General features: G+C 63.0%; 16 protein-coding genes. 12 read left to right on the plus strand and 4 right to left on the minus strand.

What is annotated here, in order from left to right:
- Window positions 1-60 precede the first annotated feature (60 nt).
- The 5 genes from JI59_RS21545 to JI59_RS21565 all read left to right on the plus strand — a co-directional run bounded on the left by JI59_RS21545 (window position 61) and on the right by JI59_RS21565 (window position 4809).
- Window positions 61-801, plus strand: a complete 741-nt coding sequence (locus JI59_RS21545) for a DUF2334 domain-containing protein (protein WP_007014242.1) — start codon at window positions 61-63, stop codon at window positions 799-801.
- Window positions 802-1038: 237 nt separating this feature from the next.
- Window positions 1039-2175, plus strand: coding sequence for a glycosyltransferase (locus JI59_RS21550; protein WP_007014241.1), 1137 nt, complete (start codon window positions 1039-1041; stop codon window positions 2173-2175).
- A 24-nt stretch (window positions 2176-2199) separates the two neighbouring features.
- Complete coding sequence (locus JI59_RS21555; RefSeq protein WP_007014240.1) at window positions 2200-3126, plus strand: hypothetical protein; 927 nt, start codon at window positions 2200-2202, stop codon at window positions 3124-3126.
- A complete protein-coding gene (locus JI59_RS21560; protein ID WP_007014239.1) occupies window positions 3123-3641 on the plus strand; it encodes a DUF2141 domain-containing protein in 519 nt (172 codons plus the stop codon). The genes JI59_RS21555 and JI59_RS21560 overlap by 4 nt, the downstream gene beginning before the upstream one ends.
- 16 nt (window positions 3642-3657) lie before the next feature.
- Entirely contained in the window at window positions 3658-4809 is a 1152-nt protein-coding gene (locus tag JI59_RS21565; protein WP_007014238.1) for a glycosyltransferase, read from the plus strand.
- Between the two features lie 7 nt (window positions 4810-4816).
- On the opposite strand, the gene JI59_RS21570 is transcribed toward JI59_RS21565, so the two are convergent.
- Entirely contained in the window at window positions 4817-5278 is a 462-nt protein-coding gene (locus JI59_RS21570) for an Lrp/AsnC family transcriptional regulator (protein WP_007014237.1), read from the minus strand.
- Between the two features lie 128 nt (window positions 5279-5406).
- On the opposite strand from JI59_RS21570, the gene JI59_RS21575 reads away from it, so the two are divergent.
- A complete protein-coding gene (locus JI59_RS21575) occupies window positions 5407-6459 on the plus strand; it encodes a Leu/Phe/Val dehydrogenase (RefSeq protein ID WP_007014236.1) in 1053 nt (350 codons plus the stop codon).
- Between the two features lie 28 nt (window positions 6460-6487).
- Here the strand turns inward: JI59_RS21575 and JI59_RS21580 are convergent, their stop codons facing one another.
- Both JI59_RS21580 and JI59_RS21585 read right to left on the minus strand, forming a co-directional pair.
- A complete protein-coding gene (locus JI59_RS21580) occupies window positions 6488-7051 on the minus strand; it encodes a hypothetical protein (protein WP_138921455.1) in 564 nt (187 codons plus the stop codon).
- A 235-nt stretch (window positions 7052-7286) separates the two neighbouring features.
- Window positions 7287-7487, minus strand: coding sequence for a hypothetical protein (locus JI59_RS21585; RefSeq protein ID WP_007014234.1), 201 nt, complete (start codon window positions 7485-7487; stop codon window positions 7287-7289).
- Between the two features lie 309 nt (window positions 7488-7796).
- Here JI59_RS21585 and JI59_RS21590 point away from each other — a divergent pair, with 309 nt between their 5' ends.
- The 6 genes from JI59_RS21590 (at window position 7797) to JI59_RS21615 (ending at window position 17820) form a co-directional block, all read left to right on the plus strand.
- Window positions 7797-11129, plus strand: a complete 3333-nt coding sequence (locus JI59_RS21590) for an AAA family ATPase (RefSeq protein WP_007014233.1) — start codon at window positions 7797-7799, stop codon at window positions 11127-11129.
- Between the two features lie 2 nt (window positions 11130-11131).
- Complete coding sequence (locus JI59_RS21595) at window positions 11132-12049, plus strand: mechanosensitive ion channel family protein (protein WP_039857743.1); 918 nt, start codon at window positions 11132-11134, stop codon at window positions 12047-12049.
- Between the two features lie 318 nt (window positions 12050-12367).
- Window positions 12368-12637 (plus strand): hypothetical protein, encoded by a 270-nt coding sequence (locus JI59_RS21600; protein WP_039857827.1) that lies wholly within the window; start codon window positions 12368-12370, stop codon window positions 12635-12637.
- Window positions 12638-12980: 343 nt separating this feature from the next.
- Window positions 12981-13364 carry a ribonuclease HI gene (locus JI59_RS21605; RefSeq protein ID WP_081474021.1) on the plus strand — a complete coding sequence of 128 codons (384 nt, stop codon included), beginning with the start codon at window positions 12981-12983 and terminating at the stop codon, window positions 13362-13364.
- A gap of 303 nt (window positions 13365-13667) precedes the next feature.
- Window positions 13668-16067, plus strand: coding sequence for a TonB-dependent receptor domain-containing protein (locus JI59_RS21610; protein WP_007014229.1), 2400 nt, complete (start codon window positions 13668-13670; stop codon window positions 16065-16067).
- Between the two features lie 13 nt (window positions 16068-16080).
- Window positions 16081-17820 carry an alkaline phosphatase D family protein gene (locus JI59_RS21615; protein ID WP_007014228.1) on the plus strand — a complete coding sequence of 580 codons (1740 nt, stop codon included), beginning with the start codon at window positions 16081-16083 and terminating at the stop codon, window positions 17818-17820.
- A gap of 411 nt (window positions 17821-18231) precedes the next feature.
- Here the strand turns inward: JI59_RS21615 and JI59_RS21620 are convergent, their stop codons facing one another.
- Window positions 18232-19995, minus strand: coding sequence for a CocE/NonD family hydrolase (locus JI59_RS21620; protein WP_007014226.1), 1764 nt, complete (start codon window positions 19993-19995; stop codon window positions 18232-18234).
- Between the last annotated feature and the right edge of the window lie 168 nt (window positions 19996-20163).

Here is a 20163-nt window from a genome sequence, read left to right on the forward strand (position 1 = left end):
TCACATTAGCGCCCTATCTCCGGGCGCGAAGGCCAGCCACGCAGGGATTGCCGGTACGTCATGAGCAGCACCAAGCGCCTGCTGGCATCGATCCACGATGTCAGCCCCAGGTTCGAAGCACAGGTCGACCAATTGGCCGGAGTGCTGGAGAACCACCTGGGCAAGGGGCGCTTCGCCATGCTTGTCGTGCCGGACCACTGGGGCGCGGCGCCCCTGCGCGAGGCCAAGGCCTTCCAGTCCCGGCTGCGCAACTGGTCAGACAGCGGGATCGAAATGTTCGTCCATGGCTGGTTCCACCGCGACACGGGGCAGCACAGCGGGGCGGCCAATTTCAAGGCGCGCCACATGACCGCCGGTGAGGGCGAGTTCCTCGGCCTCGAAGAAGCGACCGCGCTGCGCCTCATGCGCGAAGGCAAGGCACTGATCGAAGACATTATCGGCCGCGAGGTCGCCGGCTTCATCGCCCCGGCCTGGCTCTACGGCAAAGGTTCGCTCGCCGCACTCGGCCAAGCCGGTTTCGCCCTTGCCGAAGATCATTGGAAAGTCTGGAAACCCGGCAACGACGAGGTGCTTGCGAAAGGGCCGGTCATAACCTGGGCAAGCAGAAGCGCGATGCGCACCGCGTCCTCTCTCGCATTCGCGTCCCTTGCCCGCACGGTCCTGCCCCATGCGCTCGACACCGTGCGCATCGCCGTCCATCCTGGCGACGTAAGCAAGCCTTCGCTGCTTTCCAGCATCGATGCCACGCTCGGACGGTTTGCGCGCAGCCACCGTCCGGCGCGATACGCCGAGCTGTCCTGAACCGCCGCTTGGACGGGCCGACCCGTCTGGATGACAGATCGACGTCAGTTTTCGATCGATGGTGTGACGGGCTGAGGGACCGTCACAAACCGGAAATCTGGTGCCCATAGGAGCACGCCCGCAACGTAAAAAAACCTTGTCCGGATACTGCGGACAGGATCGATTGGCGGCGTCAGGGTGGACATGCACGGCTCTCTCAGGATTGCAGTTCCGATACACAGTCTTGAACCCGGCGGCGTGGAGCGCGTGGCACTGGGCCTGGCGAGCGAATGGGAACGCGCCGGACACAAGGTCACGATCGTTCTTGGCCGTGCGGGCTGCGCAAACCTGTGCAGCGCGCCCGCCTTGGACTACTGGCAGATTCCGACCCGGCTGCCCACGGCATCCTGGGAAACGCCCTGGATGGTGCACTGCCTCTACAGCTTCCTGATCGAAAACCGGGTCGATATCCTGTTCTGCCCGGGCAACACTTATGCCGTCGTCGCAGCAGCGGTGAAGATGCTGCTGGGCGACCATGCGCCCCCGATGATCCTCAAGGTCAGCAACGCCCTCGACCGCCCGGACATGCCGCCGCTGATGCGCCGCGGCTATGAAACCTGGCTGCGCCTGCAGGGGACCGTGTTCGATCGCCTCGTTGCCCTGTCCGAGCCGATGCAGCGAGAGATCCGCGAACGCACGCTGGCCCTTCCCGAACAGCTTGCCACGATTGCCAATCCCGTCATGCCGCGCAGGCGGCTTGGCCTGCTTGCGCAGCTGGAGCGGCGCCATACTGCGGTCTGGAGCACCCGCTACCTGACCGCGGGGCGGCTCGTGCCGCAGAAGAACTATCGCATGCTGCTGCGCGCGTTCGCCCGCGCCGCGCGGACCGACGACACACTGACCATTGCCGGAGAGGGGCCGGAGCGCGACGCGCTGGGCAGGCTTGCAGCGGAACTGGGGATCGCCGATCGGGTGCGCTTCCCCGGACATCTGGCAAGCATCGACCCCCTATTGGCCGAAGCCGACGCCTTCGTCCTCAGCTCCGACTACGAAGGTCTTCCGGGTGTCGTCGTCGAGGCCCTGGCAGCCGGCCTGCCGGTACTGGCGACGGACTGCTGTGTCAGCATGTCGTGCCTGCTCGACAATGGCCGGACCGGAGTTCTCGTACCGGCCCGCTGCGAGGAAAGCTTCGCCGAGGGGCTTGCCGCAATCCGCCAGTTCCGCACCGACCCAGCGCGCGCGCGGGCGATTGCCGCCAGCTTCGAACTTGAAGGCGCGGCCCGGCGCTACAGCGAACTCATGGGCGATGTCGTGCGGCAAAAGGAGCGCGAACGCCGCCAAAAGCTCAGGATAAGCTGCCTTTCATCCCAGACCCGCGGCCCTCGCCTGGGCTGACAAGGCCCCTACCCGGAGAACTTCGTGTCCGAACCCGTCGCCGTCCTGGCAAATGACACTGCGGCCATCGAGCTGACACCGCTCGACCGCAAGTCCAATCGCGGCCGCAATGCCGTATTCTCGATCCTGCTCTCGCTGGCCGTGATCGCCACCGTGTTCCACGAGATGAGCAGGCTCGATATCCATCACGTGCTCGCCATGATCCCGGTTTCACCGGGGTTCTGGATCGTATTTGCCGCCGCCTATTTCGTGACGCCGGCCTGCGAATGGGTGATCTTCCGCCGTCTCTGGACCATCCCGCCAGCCGGTTTCCTCGCCCTGCTGCGCAAGAAGGTCTATAACGAACTGCTGCTGGGCTACCTTGGCGAAGCCTACTTCTACACATGGGCGCGGCGCCGGGTCTCGCTCGATGCTGCCCCCTTCGGGGCGGTCAAGGATGTCGCGATCCTCTCGGCCATGGCCGGCAACGGCGTAACCATCCTGCTGCTCGTCGTGATGCTGCCGATGATCGGAACGACGCAGCTCGGGCTCGATGCCCACATGCTTACGCTGTCGCTGGGCGTGATCCTGGCAATTTCCGTCGCGGCAACGATCTGGCGGCGGCGCGTCTTCACGCTGCCGCGCGCGGACCTGTCGATGATCATGCAGGTCCACCTCGCTCGCATCGGCCTTTCCACCGTGCTCTCGGCCCTGCTCTGGCACATCGTCCTGCCGGACGTCCCGCTTTCGTGGTGGCTCTATCTCGCCACGCTGCGCCAACTCGTATCGCGCCTGCCACTCGTGCCCAACAAGGATCTTCTCTTCGCCGGCGTCGCAGTCGTCGCCCTTGGCCACGAGCGCGACATCGGGGCGCTCATGGCGCTCATGGCCGGACTCATCCTTGCCGCGCATCTCGTGCTCGGCAGCCTGCTTGCCGTCAACGACCTTGCCAATCCGGAGAAGCCTGCGTGACTGCCCTGCCCCTCGCCCTGCCGCTGCTCGCCGCGGCCGCAATTCCTTCGACCCCCGATCTGGGCCAGGCCGAAGGACGCTGCCGTCCGGGCGAGAGCGGGCCTTCGTTCCTGGTCAGCGTCGATGGACTCAAGGACCGCAAGGGCAGGCTCAAGCTGGAAGTATACCCGGACAATAACAGGGACTTCCTGGAGGACGACAATATCCTCATCAGCGAAGGCAAGACGTTCCGCCGCGTCGTGGAAACCGTGCCGCAGTCGGGCACTCCGGTACTCTGCGTTCGCGTGCCGGGGCCAGGCACTTATGCCGTGAGCCTGCTTCACGACCGCGACCAGAACCGCAAGTTCGGATGGCGTACGGATGGCATCGGTTTTGCCGGAAATCCGCGCCTGGGCTGGGGCAAGCCCAAGGCCGCCAGGGCCAGCGCTCAGGCCGGGAACGGCCCCACGCCCATCACCATCGTCCTCAACTACCAGCATGGCCTCGGCGTCGCCCCGCTCGATCGCGCCCGCTAGGAAGGAACACCAGCCGATGAAGATCGTCGATGTCTGCGCTTTCTATTCGCCCATGGGCGGCGGCGTGCGCACTTATGTGGAACAGAAATTGCTGATCGGCCCCCGGTTGGGACATGAAATCGTGATTATCGCCCCGGGCGACGAGGACACGGTTATCGAACGCGGACCCGGCGCCCGCATCGTCACCGTCAAGAGCCCGCGCTTTCCGCTCGACCGCAAGTACTGGTATTTTCCCGCCGCCGAACCCCTTTATGCCGCGCTCGACGCCGAAGCGCCGGACTTCGTAGAGGCAACCTCACCCTGGCGCAGTGCGGGTCTCGTCGCAGAATGGCCGGGCGCTGCGCCGCGCAGCCTGATCATGCATGCCGATCCCCTGTCGGCCTATGCCTACCGTTGGTTCGGGCAGGTCTTCTCGCGCAAGACCATCGACTGGCAGTTCTCCGTATTCTGGGAGCACTTGCGCAAGCACAGCCGCAAGTTCGATCACGTCGTCAGCGCCAACAGCGATCTCACCCGGCGCCTGCGCGAAGGCGGCGTCGCCAATACCACGACGATTGCCATGGGTGTGGAGCCGGGTTGCTTCTCTCCGGAACATCGCGACGCCGCCCTGCGCGCACGGCTTCTGGCCGATTGCGACTTGCCGGAAAGCGCCACCCTGCTTCTGGGCGTGGGCCGGCTTGCGCCGGAAAAGCGCTGGCCCATGGTCATCGACGCAGTGAACGCCGCCAGCCAGTGGGCGCCGATCGGGCTCGTCATGCTCGGTGAAGGGCGCGAAGAGCGCACGATCCTCAAGCACATCTCCGGCAATCCGCATATCCGCCTGTTCCGGCCCGAGCGTAACCGGCTGACATTCGCAAGGATCATGGCCAGCGCCGATGCACTGGTCCATGGCTGCGAAGCGGAGACCTTCTGCATGGCCGCAGCCGAAGCGAGAGCCAGCGGGACGCCGGTCATCGTCCCGGATAGCGGCGGCGCAGCCGATCACGCGGCCGGCGGGGCAGGACAGACCTTCGTCTCGGGCAATGCCGCCAGTTGCGCCCTCGCCATTCGCGACGTCGCTGTCAGCCGCCCGCGTCCGGCCCTGCGCGCCCGCTCCATGGACGAGCATTTCGCCGATCTCTTCGACGCTTACCGGGCCACGGTAACCGGCGTGCGCAGCGTGGCGTGAGCTTCGCTCAGATGGGCAGTTCGGTCGTCGACTTGATCTGCGACAGGGCAACCGTGGAGATCACTTCCTGCACGCCGGGAAGCTGTGAAAGTTCCTCGAAGAAGAAGCGCTCGTAGGCATTGATGTCCCTGGCCACGACACGGATCATGAAATCGACCGCCCCCATCAGCACATAGCAATCGAGCACCTCGGGAAATTCACGGATCTTGCTGGCGAATTCGTCGAGGTTGGCCCGGCCATGCGCTGTCAGCTTCACCTGAACGAAGACATGCGCGTTGAGCCCTACTTTCTCCCGGTCGACAAGGGCCACGCGCCGCGTGATCACGCCTTCGCGTTCAAGCCGATCGATCCGCCGCCAGCAGGGAGATGCGGAAAGCCCCACCCTCTCGGCGATCTGGGCCGTCGTTTGATTCGCGTCGCGCTGGAGTTCGCGGAGAATCTTTTTCTCATATGCATCAAGTTCGATCATTCTGACCTGATATCCTCAAAATTCAGGCCTGTCCTTCCCATATCGATAGTATCCGCCCGGCAATGAGGAGAGACTTGCCCGCGCGCCTCCGCGATAATTGCGGGCACATCAACCGGAGCCTTCAAGAGATGACCGCCGCTGCCAGCCACGATTTGCCGCCTGTGGAATATGTCCGCCTGATCGATGAGGCCGCCCGCCTCGACGGCGTCATCGCCATTCATTCCACTGCACGCGGTCCTGCCGCCGGCGGCTGCCGCCTGTGGAGCTATCCGGATGCCGAGACGATGTTGGCCGATGCAGCGCGCCTGGCCGAGGGCATGAGCTACAAGAACGCCATGGCCGAACTACCATTCGGCGGCGGCAAATCGGTACTGCGACGCCCGCATGGCGCGTTCGACCGCCGCATCCTGTTCGAAGCGTTCGGCCGCGAGGTCGAGAAACTGGGCGGCAGGTACGTGACGGCAGAAGACGTCGGCACCGGCGTCGAGGATATGGAATTCGCAGCCATGCACACCAGCCATGTCGCCGGCCGCACGGCAAGGCCCGGCTTCGCGGGCGGCGATCCCTCCCCCTGGACGGCGCTGGGCGTCTTCGAAGCGATGAAGGCATCCGCGCTCTTCGCTTACGGCAGCTCGCTGTCCGGAATGACGATTGCCGTCCAGGGCCTGGGCAGCGTCGGCGCTGAACTGTGTCACATGCTCGACGGGGCCGGAGCCCGGCTGGTCGTGGCCGACATCGTGACCGAGCGTGCCGCCGGCGTTGCCGACAAGCTCGGCGCCACGGTTGCCGCGGTAGAGGAGATCGCCGGAGTGGATGCACAGGTCTTTGCGCCCTGCGCGCTGGGCGGCGCACTCGACGACGCTGCGCTTGCCGCGCTCAAGGCCAAGGTCGTCTGCGGCGCTGCGAACAACCAGCTTGCCGCCCCGCATATCGCCGGGCGCCTGCTGGAAATGGACGTCACATACGCGCCGGACTACGTCGTCAATGCCGGCGGGATCATCAATGTTTCGGCTGAATACCTCCATGAAGACGAAAACCAGGTCCGCGCCCGGGTCATGCGCATTGGCCCACGCACGGCCGACATTCTGGAACAAGCGCGCGATCTGCACCTGCCCTCTTCGCAGGTAGCGAACCGCATAGCCGAGCAATTGATGACGCAGCCGGTCGACGCCGCAGACTGATGCATCAGATTTACGCGCTGGTGCCTGGTCAGGCGGTCAGCGCGAAAACCGCGGCGAAGGCAATCGCCATGAAAGTCAGCAGACCGAACAGGATCCCCAGCCACTTGCGATAAGGCAGGTCGTCAGCAACGATCAGATGTTCGGGCAGGTCCGGCATCGGTTCGTCGGGATAAGGCAGGTCCGGCAATTCGTCCGCGCTTTCGCGGCCGCCATTCCAGGAGGGATGGCGCGATACCAGGTTCGGCCCGCTCACAGCACTTGCCAGAGCCAGCTTCTCGAAAGCGATTGCCATGTTCTGTTCGTCGACGTGGCGAGACAGGACCTGCATATCGGGATCGTCGTTGGCGTGCCCCGGCAACCGGCGCACCAGTCGGCCGATCTGCGTGTCGAGCGTGTGCAGCCTGTCGATCGCTTCAAGCGTGCTGCGCCTGTCCCCACTTTTGAGCGCCAATTGCAGGCGGGTGAGCGACAACGTGTTCGCACGGCACAATTGCAGCCCGAGGTGCAGATCCTTGCGCAGGACTTCGGCTTCGCGGCCCGCTTCAAGCCCGGAAAGGTCATTCTCGCCGTTTCGCGTCGGGCAGGTACTCACGATCTTGTCTCCACTTCGTCCATGCCCCTGCCACTGCGCATAGTCGCCAGATGCTACGCTCAGGAAGCCCGCATGAGATTGAACGAGCACCGTGCGGGACGTGCTGCCAAGCTAGCGAGCAGGGCACAGGACCTCGGACCATCGCCGCAGGAACATCCTGCCGACGAAGCCGCGATTCCTCGCCGCGCGCCACGCATGGGTGACCGTTCTCTTTTTTGGAAAAGTTGCTCGGGCGTCAGGCGCCGATGCGCCAGACCTCGGTCGTATAGCGCCGGATCGTGCAGAGCTTGCGCGCGCCTTCCCACAATTCGGCATTGCGGTGGGGCGCTTCGGAATAGGCCACGATCAACGCCCCGCTGGCATCCTCTGCCTGAAATTCGATCTTCTTGTCCAGTCCTCGACCGTCATCCGAATATCTCAGCGTATAGGTTGCCATGGTCTCTCCTCCATGCTGCGGGACTCGCCCGAGGATACATAGCATAAGATATCGCGCGCCAAGCGCCGATGGTATGTTCTGTGTCGTGCAAGCGGCAAATCGATGGGGTGGCCCTGCTCGCAAGAATTGCCCGGCCACGATAAGTCCCGGCGCCCCCGCTTGCAGCTGCCGCCGGTTGAATTTTGCTATTTTCCTGCGCTTTGCTAAGCACCCAAGTGTAAATTCCTCGCCCGCGGCACGGCATGCGCTTGTTCCGCGGTTCGGATAGACTGTTGTGTCCAGCAAGGGGGATGCCGGGCCGGGGCTGACATGGTGCTGCGACTTATCAAGTTATGCCTGATCGGGCTGTTCGCCTGCCTCGTCGCGGCGCCGGAAGGGGCGGCCGCGCAGGTGCAGATTGCCAATCCAGCCAATCCGGAAACGGTATCCGCCGAAGCGAAGGCAGCGCAGCACATTCGCGACCTGATGGCCGGATCGCTCGGTCCCTATGTAGATGTCGCCGGGCTGTTTTCCTTTTCGCTCACAAGCAGCCAGGCCCCCGCCGCCCATGCCGTCGCCAGGCTGGTAACCGACAACGCCTTCTACGCGCAGGCAAAGGATGAACCATCGCGCCTGAATGGCCTTTCTGCCGATCAGGCCGAACTGGCCCTTGCGCAGGCAGCTTTCCTGCGCCTGCCGGCCGCTCAACGCGAAAAACTTCTGCAGGCCCACCAGCAGAGCGTGGCCAGCTACCGCGACAAGCAGAAAACCAACGAGGAGGCGGCGCAGGAGCTTGCCGGACTCCAGCGTGAACTGAAAGGCCTAAGGGACTTTCTCGAAGGCAAGCCAGCCCCGTCAGCCGTTCTGCGGCTTGGACTGCTGGGCAACAGATCGGAACGGATCGACAGCGCGCAGCTCGCGACCCTGACGGGCGAGGCCCCTGCACCCGGCCCGAAGCCAAAGGCCGACGCTCCGATCGAAACCAGGATCGCCTGGCTGCGCCAGCAGGTCGCCGCCGCCAAGGCCGAAGTGTTGCAGCTTCAGCCCTCGACACTGGCCCGGCTCGAGGCCGCATCGGGCGTAAGTTCGGGAACGGCGGACGAGATCGCGAGCGCCGACGCCTTGCTCGACGTTGCCAAGTCGCAGCTCAGCGATGCGGCCAAGGCCGCTCTCAATGCCGCCAGCGAGCAGGAGCGCCTGATCGCGAACGAACAGGCCCGGCTGCTGCGCACCAAGAGCATTCAGGCCGCGTTTCGCGCGCGGCTTGCCAGAGCCAAGGCGGAACCGGACAGCATTCTGGAATCCGCCCTTAGCTGGCGCCGCCGCATCCAGGAGCTGGCCGCGATTGGCGACGGACGAGACGAACAGGCCGACGCGATCTACGGCGAGCTCGTTTCCGAATTGAGCCGCATCCGCAAGGAATTGCGCAAGGCGCTGGATACCGGAGAAGAGGCACAGAGCCGCACCTTGGTGCCCCAGCCGCTCGATCCGGCACTGCCCGAGGAGCTGGCCGCGACCCGGAAACTTCGCGAGCAGAAGGCCGAACTTTCGCGCGCCGCGGCCGCGTTGCAAAGCACCTATGCCGATGAACTGTGGGCCAAGCGCCGGGCGCTCCACGATGCGATGGTCCTGCTCAATGGCGAGCGTCTCGCACTCCTGTCATCGCTCAGCCCATTCCGCCGCGCGCAAGTGACCGGATTCGGCGCGGACGGCGTTGCGCAGGTCCGGCGAGAGATTTCCGAGATCGTCCTCGAGCTGCGCTTCAGCCTGCAATCATGGCGTCAGACCCTGCAGCACATCGCGCAGCCCTTCAAGCAGCCGACTCCCGCCTTCGTGCTTGCATTGCTGCGCCTCTTCGCGATCGCCCTCGTCTTCAGCTGGTGGCGCCGCCACGGCGATCCGATCCTGCGGCGCGCCCAGGCCGAAGCACAGGCCAGGCGCCCGCGCACATTGGCCAGCGGACTGCAAGTCGGACTGCTCGAATACTGGCGCCGGGTGCGCAGGCCGCTCGACTGGCTGATCCTGACCATTCTGGTCTGGTGGCTGCTTCCGGAAGGGCTTGAGATACCCGGCCTCTCCTTCGTCTGGATCGTCCTGCTCTGGTCGCTCACGACCGTTCTGGTCGTCAATCTCGTCGATCAACTCGCGCGCGGTCGCGGCAAGGACGATCCGCGCGCCCGGCTGCGCTGGAATTCGTTGCGGCTGATAGCCGGCAGCCTGCTGGCCGTGGGCCTGCTGCTGAACCTGACCAGTGCCAGCGTCGGCAAGGGCGCCATGTACAACTGGGTCTTCACGGTGGCCCTGCTGCTGGTCCCGGCCATCCTTGTCACATTGGCCAACTGGTGGCGCGCCCGCATCGTGGCTCTCGCTCGTTCCGAGGCGCGCGACAGTTCGCTGCTGGGCTGGGTTTCGCACGATCCGGGCGGACTGGGCGGACTGCTGGGACGGATCGCCGCAGGCGCCCTGCTGTTGCTGCGGGGGCTGCGTTCGATCATTGCCCGGCGGATGCGCGACCTGGCGCTTGTGCGCGAGCTGTTCGAACAGCGGGCGCGAGTCCAGGCCGCCCGGCAAGTGGCCGAGGACAAGGCCAGCGGCCGCTTCCACCGTCCTTCGCCGCAGGTTCTCGAGTGCCTCGATCCGCACCGCCTGCCGATGGAATTGCGCAGCGGAAAGGACCGGCCCGGCGGCACCGGCTTGCCCGAACTCATGCCCGGGACCATCACCCTCGTCGTCGGCGAGCGCGGGCTGGGCAAGTCCTCGTTCCTGCGGGACCTCTCGGAAAAGCACGAGAACAGCGGCAAGGTCGTGCGCCTCTCGGTCGGCCCCGAAGGGCTTGCCGGACTGCTGGACGACTTGCACGAGGCGCTGGGCACACAGCGGCCACCCGGCGATTCCAATGAGCTGGCGCGGCATCTGGCGATGCAGGAAACGCCGTGCGTGATCACCGTCGATGACCTGCAGCGGCTGGTGATCCCCGCGATCGGCGGACTTGCCGCCATCGACACACTGATCGCCATGGCAAGGGCCAGCGGCGACACCTGCCGCTGGGCCTTCACGATCGGAGAAGATGCCTGGAACTTCCTGCAGCGCGCACGGGTCGATCGGGTTCTTTTCGATGCGGTCATAAGACTGCCGCACTGGCCGGCAGCCGACTTGCGCGCATTGATTGAAAGGCGATCCGCTCAAGTCGGCCTCGAACCGGACTTCTCGGCGATGATCGACGACGGCGTCTTCGAACTGGGCGAAGAATTGACGGTAGAGGAACGCAAGAAGCGCGGCTACTTCGACCGGCTTGCGGAATATGTGAACGGAAATCCCGCCATCGCGCTCGACTACTGGAGACAATCGCTGTTCGTCGACGGAGTGGACCAGAAAGTCGTCGTGCGCACCTTCGATGCACCGGCCGTCGATCGGCTGGCCGCCCTTCCCCTGCCTACGCTCTTCGTCCTGCGTGCGATCATGCGGATGGACATGGCCGGCGTCGCCTCGATCCAGTCAAGCACCGACCTGTCGACCTCCGTCGTCACCGACGCGCTTCGCAGCCTGCAGCTTCTGGGCGTCATCGTGAACCACGCGGGACTGTACCAGATCACGCTGCACTGGTGGATGGAAGTGACACGGCTGCTCCTGCGGCAGAATCTGACTGTGCGAGGGATCAAATGACGATGTCGAGGACGCCTGGACGCTGCGCGCTTGTGGTCGCGGGCCTGGCCGTGCCCCTGAGTGCAGCCCATGCTCAGGCTGAGTTCGATGCCGACACCATCGGTAAGCTGGCGGACATCGTGCGCTGGAGCGGGGCGATAACCTCGCTCTTCGTGATTGGCGGGGCCTGGGCTCTCCTGCGCCTGCTTTCACGGTTCGTTTCGGCTTTCGGCAGCGAGTTTTCCTCCCGTCGCCTGACGCTGCAGAAGATCAACACGCTGGGCCAGTTCGTCATCTACGTGGCGACAACCGTGCTCGTCCTGCTGCTCTCGTTCCGCTTCGACGAAACGACGCTTGCGGTCATTGGCGGCACGATTGCGGTTGCCGTGGGCTTTGCAATGAAGGACCTGGTCGCTTCGTTCATTGCCGGCGTCATCGTCATGCTCGACCGACCGTTCCAGGTCGGCGACCGCGTCGCTTTCGGCGGCGAATACGGCGATATCACGGCTATCGGCCTGCGCTCGGTTCGAATGCAGACACTTGACGACAACACGATCACGATCCCCAACAGCAAGTTCCTGAGCGAGATCACGTCCTCCGGCAATTACGGGGCCCTCGACATGCAAGTCGTGATGGATTTCTATATCGCCCCGGGCCAGGACATCGATCGCGCTTACGAGATCGTCAACGAAGCGGCGCTGTCCAGCCGCTTTGTCTTCCTTGCCAAGCCGGTGACGGTCCTCGTGAAGCAGTGGGTTTCCGACTATCTCGTCGGCGTTCGATTTCGCCTCAAGGCCTATGTCCTCGATACCCGTTTCGAAAAGGCCTTTGAATCCGACGTAAATCTGCGCGTCCTGCGGGCCTTCGAGGCCGAAGGCATCGAAGTGCCGGGGGCATCCGGAACCGGCCTCGCCGCGCCGGAACGGGCGGGGCGTGAGTAAACGGACCACACATTGACCTTGAGGTAAGACGGGCTTCAAATAAGTTGAAGTGATACTTCTGACATAAATAACCCCGTATCTACAGCGTCGAAATTCAGCATATCAAGTCAATGTGTTCAAAAGTGTCCATTCGTACATAGAAAAACCGTTCCGGAACCTTTGGGATAATTGACGGTTTCCTGCTTAGGTCGTCGTCACCTCCCCTTGCAAGACGCGAAGAGTGGCGACGACTTGTGTTATGCGGGCCGTGAGTAAAGCGCTCATCCTGCTGCAAACAACAATGTCGAGCACGCAAGACTGATCGTCGGGAGACTTATGATGAAAAAGTTTATCTATCTGGCAGGACCGGCCGCGCTTCTGGCTCTGGCTGCATGCCAGAGCGAAAAGGCCGACAACGTCGAGGATGCGGCGGAGAACCGCGCGGATCAGCTGGACGAAATGGCCGACAATGCGACCAGCGAAGCGCAGGAAGAAGCGCTCGAAAACAAGGCCGACAGGGTCGAAGAACAAGGCGAAGAAGCCGCCAACAAGATCGATGACAACGGCGAAATCGCACCCAGCGAAAGCAAGATGGGCGATACGCAATAACCCTCGGATTCACCCCCCGATGGGCTGAAGTAGTGCATCGCATTGCTTCGGCCCCTTCCTGCCCGGACCGAGACGGCCACCCTCGACGCTACCGGTCCGGGCAGGATCGCAAGGCAAGCGTTTCACACGCCGCCCTCCCCCGGCGGCTGCAACGCGTTGGTTCGAGGCGAGGGCAAGGTTGGCAAACGCCTTTGTCCGGCCCGAAGATCAAGAGGGCGGTCCCGTCTCAACTTGCCCTTGACCTCAGGATAATCACCGATTCTCAAGCCAGTTGAGGGACGGGGATTTTCCCTCTCTCTCCAGTCGCCTAGACCTTGAGCTCACGAGTGGGTGGAGATGAGCCATGACACGGCGCAGAGTGAAAGTCTTCTTCGATGGCGGCTGCCGCCCCAACCCCGGAAGGATAGAGGCCGCCGTGGTGCTGCGCGGCAGGGCGCATCTGTTCGAGGATCTGGGGCACGGAACGAACGGCGATGCCGAATGGCTGGCACTGATACAGGCTCTGGAACTGACACGCGCGATGGGCCTGACCGATGTGGAACTCATTGGCGATGCACTTGCGATCGTGAACCGCGCCAACCTTGTGCTGCAAAGCGCGCAGCCGGCAGGCATTCATGAAGCGGCTTTCCTGGCCCTGGCCAGAACGATCAAACCCGCCAGAATCCGTTGGATCAAGCGCGAGCAAAACCTTGCCGGGATTGCCCTAGCCAAGCGGCATCCCAGATGACCTCGCCAATGGCCAGATTGAGCGCACCGCGCTTGCGGCAGGACAAGGCAGTCCGGTTCGGCACACTTGTCAAACTAGCGGCCGTACTGCCACACCTCTTGGCGAAACAGCCTCGCCATCAATACCCAGGCCCGGTCCTGAGAAGCATTCGCGCTTCCCTGCGCCCCCGGAAAACCGCAAGCGCACGGTGCTTCGACATATGCGCGACATGGATCTGCCATGGAACTGCCCGCAAAATGACTGAGGCCTGTAACCAAATGCGACCACATGCCCCGCAAGCAAAGTTCTTACGGGGGCACAGACATGAAATTCCAGACCATTCGTCACATGAGCATCCTTGGCGCAAGCCTTGCGGCCATCGCCGCAGCCACGCCGGCATGTGCCGACGAAGCTGCCGATGCCGGCGAAACCAACGTCGATGCAATCATCGTTACCGGAACGCGCACCACCTATAACAATTCGATGCTGACCGAGCAGATGGTTGCAGAGCAGCCGCCGCTCGCATCGGTGCTCGATCTGGTCGATACCTTGCCGGGCGTCCAGGTGCAGGAAGGCGACGCCTTCGGTTTCGACGACTGGTCGACAACGGTCTCCATCCGCGGCTTCCAGACCAATCTCGACCAGCAGCAGGTCGGCATCACGATCGACGGATTGCCCAATGGCGGATCGAACTACGGCGGCGGCTCCAAGGCCAATCGCTTCATCGACACAATGAACATTGCCACTGTCGAGGTTTCGCAGGGCACTGCCGACATCGGCTCGCTTTCGAACGAGGCGCTGGGCGGCACACTCAACTTCGTGACCTCGGATCCGCTCGATGAAATGCGCGTGCGGCTATCCGGTTCAGTAGGCGATTTCGAGGCCAGCCGCTATTACGGCCGTGTCGACACGGGCCTTTTCCTCAACGGCGCGGCCAAGGCCTGGTTCTCCTATTCGCATCAGGAGGCGACCGACTGGATCGGCGGCTCGGCCCAGAATCATCGCGATAACTTCGCGGGCAAGTTCATCATCGATGCGCCGGTCAGGATCACCGGCTATGCCAGCTACGACGACGCCCACGAAGACAACTACGACCAGCTCTTCTTTCCCGACCAATACGTCGATATCCCGAGCACCGATGGCCTGACCACCAACTGGACCGGCGTCCCCTATCAGGATCAGGCCTATCGCCGCGCATGGTCGACGCTGCGCAAGAACTTCCTGGGCTATCTGAAGGCGGAAACGACCATCGCCGACAGTCTGGACCTGCGTGTTTCGGCCTATTATCACGACATGGCCGGACGCGGCGACTGGGTGCCGCAATACGTGGTCGACGTTACCGCAGACGGCGCTGGCAATCCGGAAAGCGAACTTTCGGGCATCGGCACCGTCAACGGCGGTTCGCCGCTGGGCACGATATATTTCGTCGATGCCAACGGAGTTTCGCTCACCCCGACCGCCGGATGCACCGGATCGCTGACTTATCCTTACCGCGGCACGACCGACGCAAGCTACGACCCCGCATGCTATCCGGCAGGGGCCATCGGCGCGCAGTCCTATCGCCATACGCACTACCGCAAGGACCGTCTGGGCTTCACCGGCGATGCGGCATGGAAATGGCAGCTCGGCACCCTCGAGAACACCTTGCGTGGCGGTATGTGGTACGAGGACACGCATCGCCAGGAATGGCGCGACTGGCACAATGTCATCGACACGCAGGTCGGTCCCGCGTACGAAGCAACACCCTACTGGACCCAGTACAGCCGCAAGTATCCGCAGGACACCTTCAAGTGGTATGCCCAGGATACGGTGCAGTTCGGACCGGTAACGGCCAATTTCGGCGCCAAGCAGTTCATCAATCACATCGACCGGGTCGACCTCTTCGGCGACACGCCCGACACCAAGTTCAAATCGACGTCCGACGTGCTGCTCTCCGGCGGTGTGCAGATCGAACCGATGACCGGACTCGACCTGTTCGCCGGCTACGCAGAGAACTTCAAGGCGCTGACCGACGCGGTGCTCGAATTCGGCGATGCCGACCTGTCCCAGCTCAAGCCGGAAACTTCCGAGAACTGGGAAGCGGGCCTGCGCTACCAGAGCAGCTGGTTCCGCGGATCGGCCACATGGTTCAAGGCCAAGTTCTCCAACCAGGTCCTTTTCGTCTCGAACAGTTCCTCGGCCGGCAACGACTACCTCGGCGAAGGTGACGGCAAGTTCTTCAACGCTGGCGGCATCGACTCTGAAGGCTTCGAACTGCTTGCCAACGTGACGCCGTTCGAAGGTCTCAATCTCTACGGCGCCTATACCTACATCGATGCGAAGTACCGTTCGATCAGTGACCTCGACACCGGCACCACCGAGGACGACGCGACTATCGCCATGCTGAACGGGCTGGCCGGCAATCGCGTCGCCGGAATTCCGCGCCACATGTGGGTCCTTTCCGGCTCCTACACATACGGCCCGGTCACCGCAGGTCTGACCGGCAAGTACACCGGCGACCGGTTCGCCGACTCAGGCAACAGCCTGGTGGCGCAGAACTATTTCCTCACCGACCTCAACATCAGCGTAAAGGGCGAAGGACTCAGCGACGTCCTCAAGGATCTCGAATTCGCGCTGACCGTCAACAATCTTACCGACGAGCGCTATCTCGGCGGCATTTCCGGCGGCTACGCATGGATCGGCGCACCGCGTACGGCGATCTTCACCGTTACCGCTGACTTCTGAGGAACGAGGGACAATGAAACGCCAGATCAGCCAGGCCTGCGTATCCCGGCGCGCCCTGCTCGCGGGGATTGCCGGCACCGCGGCCTTGCTGGGCCAGCCAGCACTCCTTCGCGCCCATGAGGTCTCGAGCAACCCCACCTTTCGGCACGGGGTGGCGAGCGGAGATCCCGATGCCACCGGCGTGGTGCTGTGGACGCGCGTGACCGCTGCCGGACCGGTGGAGGTGACGTGGGAACTCAGCGACACGCCGGACTTCGCAAAGCTGGTCGGAACCGGCGTTTTCCGCACCGATGCCAGCCGCGACCACACGGTCAAGGTCCTGGCCAACGGTCTCGCGCCGGGAAGCATCCACTACTATCGCTTCCGGCTCGGCGATGCCCTTTCGCCTGTCGGCCGCGCGCGAACCCTTCCGCAAGGTCGACTTGAGCGGCTGGGCATCGCCCTGGCTTCATGCTCGAACTACGCCTTCGGGTTTTTCAATGCCTATGACGCCATCGCCCGCGACAGCAATGTCGATTTCGTCCTCCACACCGGCGACTACATCTACGAATATGGCGGCAAGGACGGTTGGGGGGCGGATGTCGCGCAGGCGATCGGCCGGGTGCAGGCCCCATTGCACGAGATCGTCTCTCTCGCGGATTACCGGATGCGCCACGCACAGTACAAGACCGATGCGGGTTCGCAGGCGATGCATGCCAATCATACGCTCCTGGCCTGCTGGGATGACCACGAAAGCGCTAACAACCCCTGGACCGGCGGCGCGCAGAACCACCAACCTGACACCGAAGGCGACTGGAACACGCGCCGCGCCGCATCGATCCAGGCCTATTTCGAATGGATGCCCGTGCGTGAACCGGAATGGCTTTCGGCTCCGGGACGCAAGCGCATGCAGTTCTGGCGCCGCTACGACTTCGGCGACCTTGCCCTGCTGCACACCCTGGAAACGCGGCACACCGCGCGCGCCAAGCAGATCGAATATACCGATCATGCCAAGGACATAGTCGATCAGGCCTCGGCGGAGCAATTCCGCAAGGACGTGCTCGGCGCCCCCGACCGACCGATCCTGTCGCCCCTGCTGGAACAGGATCTCGAGGCGGCGCTGTCGGACTCGGTTCGAGAGGGTCGGCCATGGCGGATCATCGGCTGCCCGATGGTGATCGGCCGGGTCGAAGTGCCGGACGTGGCTGCCCTCGGCATCGTGCCCGATCCAGCGCCTCGACTGGCGCTCGCCAAGACCGCCGAAGATTTCGCCAGGCTCGCAGCCGACCCGGCCGTCGCGTTGGCCTGGAAAGGCAAGTACAAACTTCCGGACTATACGGACGCCTGGGGCGGTTACCCTTGGGCGCGCGAACGTCTTTACGGGCTTTCGCGCCGCGCCGGGGCCGGCGATCTGGTCTTCCTGTCCGGAGACAGCCACAGTTTCTGGGTCAATCGGCTGGCCGACGAAAACGGCCGCCCGGCAGGCATCGAATTCGGAACCGCGGGCATTTCATCACCGGGCGACTTCGTGTCGAGCGGCTTCGACGATGGGACCGCAATGGCGCTCGACAAGGCGTATGCCGAGCATATTCCCGAAGTCGACTGGACCGATAACATGCACCAAGGCTACGTCCGCGTGGAATTCGGTCGCGAAAGCGGCATGGCGACTTTCGTGGCCGTCGATACAGTGCTTACGCCCGACTACCGCACGAAAATCCTGCGCATGGTCCCCTTCGCTCGCCGAGGCAGCACCGTCGAAATCACGGAATCGTGATCCCGGCCGTTACGACCAGCAAGAGCGGACGACAGGGTCGATAGTGGCAATGTCGAGACTTTCGCGAATGATCGCTCCGGCGTGATCAATTCGTGCACGGCGCAGCAGGATCGATGATGCAATGATCATGCACCCAAGGCTTATCGGGAACATTGAGCGGAGCGTTGAGGCCTACCGACCAGTTTGGCGCGTATCAAATCGCTCTCCACTTGTCCCTCCAACGGTAAAATATGGCCCTGTACCGGTTGGTCAAACGAAGGACCGGCACTAATCCCAGTTGGGGGAAAGCCGGGAGGTCACGCCACCCACGCCACGGTGCCTTCAATGGCAAAACGCCAGATCAAGCACTCCGCGAGAGGCTATAACCTCATACACTCGATGTCCCGCTAGATCGTCAACCTTACAATCGTTCTACAGTCCGCCCGGAACGAACCGCGTTTCCTTCCGGCAGGGCTGGTTGCGCAATGTGCCGCATTCTGGTGCGGGTGCCCCGGCACCGACACCGGGAAGGATCGGCAGCACAATGCTGGACGGATATCTGTCCGAATGGAACACGCGATTGATGGAAACGCTGCCCGCCGGGATACCAGAGGCGGCCTTGCGAAGGGTGGCGCTGGTGGCCTCTACGCTCAATCCAAGCCTGTGCCCCTTGCGCACGACATGCGCGACTGGACCGAGCAAGGACATCTGGACCTGATAGATTTTCCCCGGCTCCAGCTTTTCGCTCCGTCGATACGCAGCCACGACTTCGTCAGCGGAAGATCGCTCAGCGTCAATCTCCCGAAATGATGCTCGCCGAAGGCCGGACTGAAGATACAGCACCTTGCCGTCGGGATCGACGTCAGTAAGTATTAGCTGAAGATCGGTGTCGTCCCCATTGTCGATACTTATGTAGAATGTGATCGAGGGGTTCCCCAGCAACGTCATATCCGCTGCCATTGGTTCCGTCCGGTAATTCAGGACGCCCGCCGCATTTGGCTGAAGAGCGAATGCCTGGTTGTCGTAGACCATTTCGCTGCCGGTCGGATATAAATAGAGCCGCGCGCCATTGTCGGCTTTCACACCCGGCTTGTCGGGGGATATTCCGCCGTCCGGCGTCAAGTAATAGCGCATGCGTTCAACCGCCGGGTCGGGCCAAGCATCATGGCGGGTAACCCAACCAGCCTCGGCCTTCCTGGCATCGCCGTTGGGCACGCGCACATCCCAATAGACGGTGACAGGCGGCTCGGCATCGACCCCGTTCCTGATGCCTTTCACCCAACGATCGAGGAAACGCATTCGCTCGGCATCGACCAAGCCATAGCCCTCCGCGCCAAGGCTCGCCGACCCGTGGCTCCCGTTCATCATGATCAGCTTCTTGTTCTTCAAGCCAGCCATCTGCTGATTGAATATTTCCAGGCTTTCCGCCGCCCCGGCCCCGACTTCATCCTGGGTCATGGTAATGATCATGGTCGGGACGTTAATCCTGCCCGCGACACCCGGACTCGCGGGCGTGACCGAGTCCCACCATTCGTCCTGCAAGGGATGCTTGCGAATCTCATCGACCAACGGGTGCTTAACAATCAGCCGACCATTGCTGCGGATTTCGCCACAATAGCTGTCGCCATGTTCAATCCGCCATGCAATTCCCCGCGATGGAGTCCGATATTGCGTGTCGAAGGCCCACTGAATGATGCCGGGCGTCAATATGCCACCCTGATATGCGGCATGACGATAATCGTCCGAGACCCCTGCCGGTACGATCGCCCGCAAATGCGGCGGCCGCTCCGCCGCAACCCACAGCTGGCTGCTCCCTGCCGCCGAATTGCCGATCATCCCCACCTTGCCGTCGCTCCAAGGTTGCTTCGCGATCCATTCAATAACCCCGGCGCCATGCTTGCCTTCGGTATGCGATATCCAATGCTCGACGATGCCTTCCGAGCAACCGGTGGCAGTCATATCGGCGGCCACATAGGCATAGCCGGCGTCGAGAAACGGTTTGGCATCCTCGAAGGAGGACGCACTAGCCGTATAGGGTGAATACACAAAGACGCTGGGGATGCGCCCAGATCTTGGATGGTAGGCGATGTATGCAATGCGGGTACCGTCCGCCATCGTGACATAGCCGATATCCCGGACGGTTTCGGCTTCGGTAATATCACGGGCATTGGCAACATTGACGGAACACAGGGTCATGGCCAATCCGCACAGCGCGAGGACAAATCGCCTTGCTGCCTTTGTCCAACGATATCTGTCGCCGCGACCATCGCGGTCTGTATCGAACCTATGATTGATTACCGAACGACAGGTCATTGTTTGCGGTTTCCATCAATTGACTGATTTCAGGATCATCAGCCTGGCAAT

Origin of the sequence: Novosphingobium pentaromativorans US6-1, assembly GCF_000767465.1 — a bacterium.
GTDB classification, from domain to species: domain Bacteria; phylum Pseudomonadota; class Alphaproteobacteria; order Sphingomonadales; family Sphingomonadaceae; genus Novosphingobium; species Novosphingobium pentaromativorans.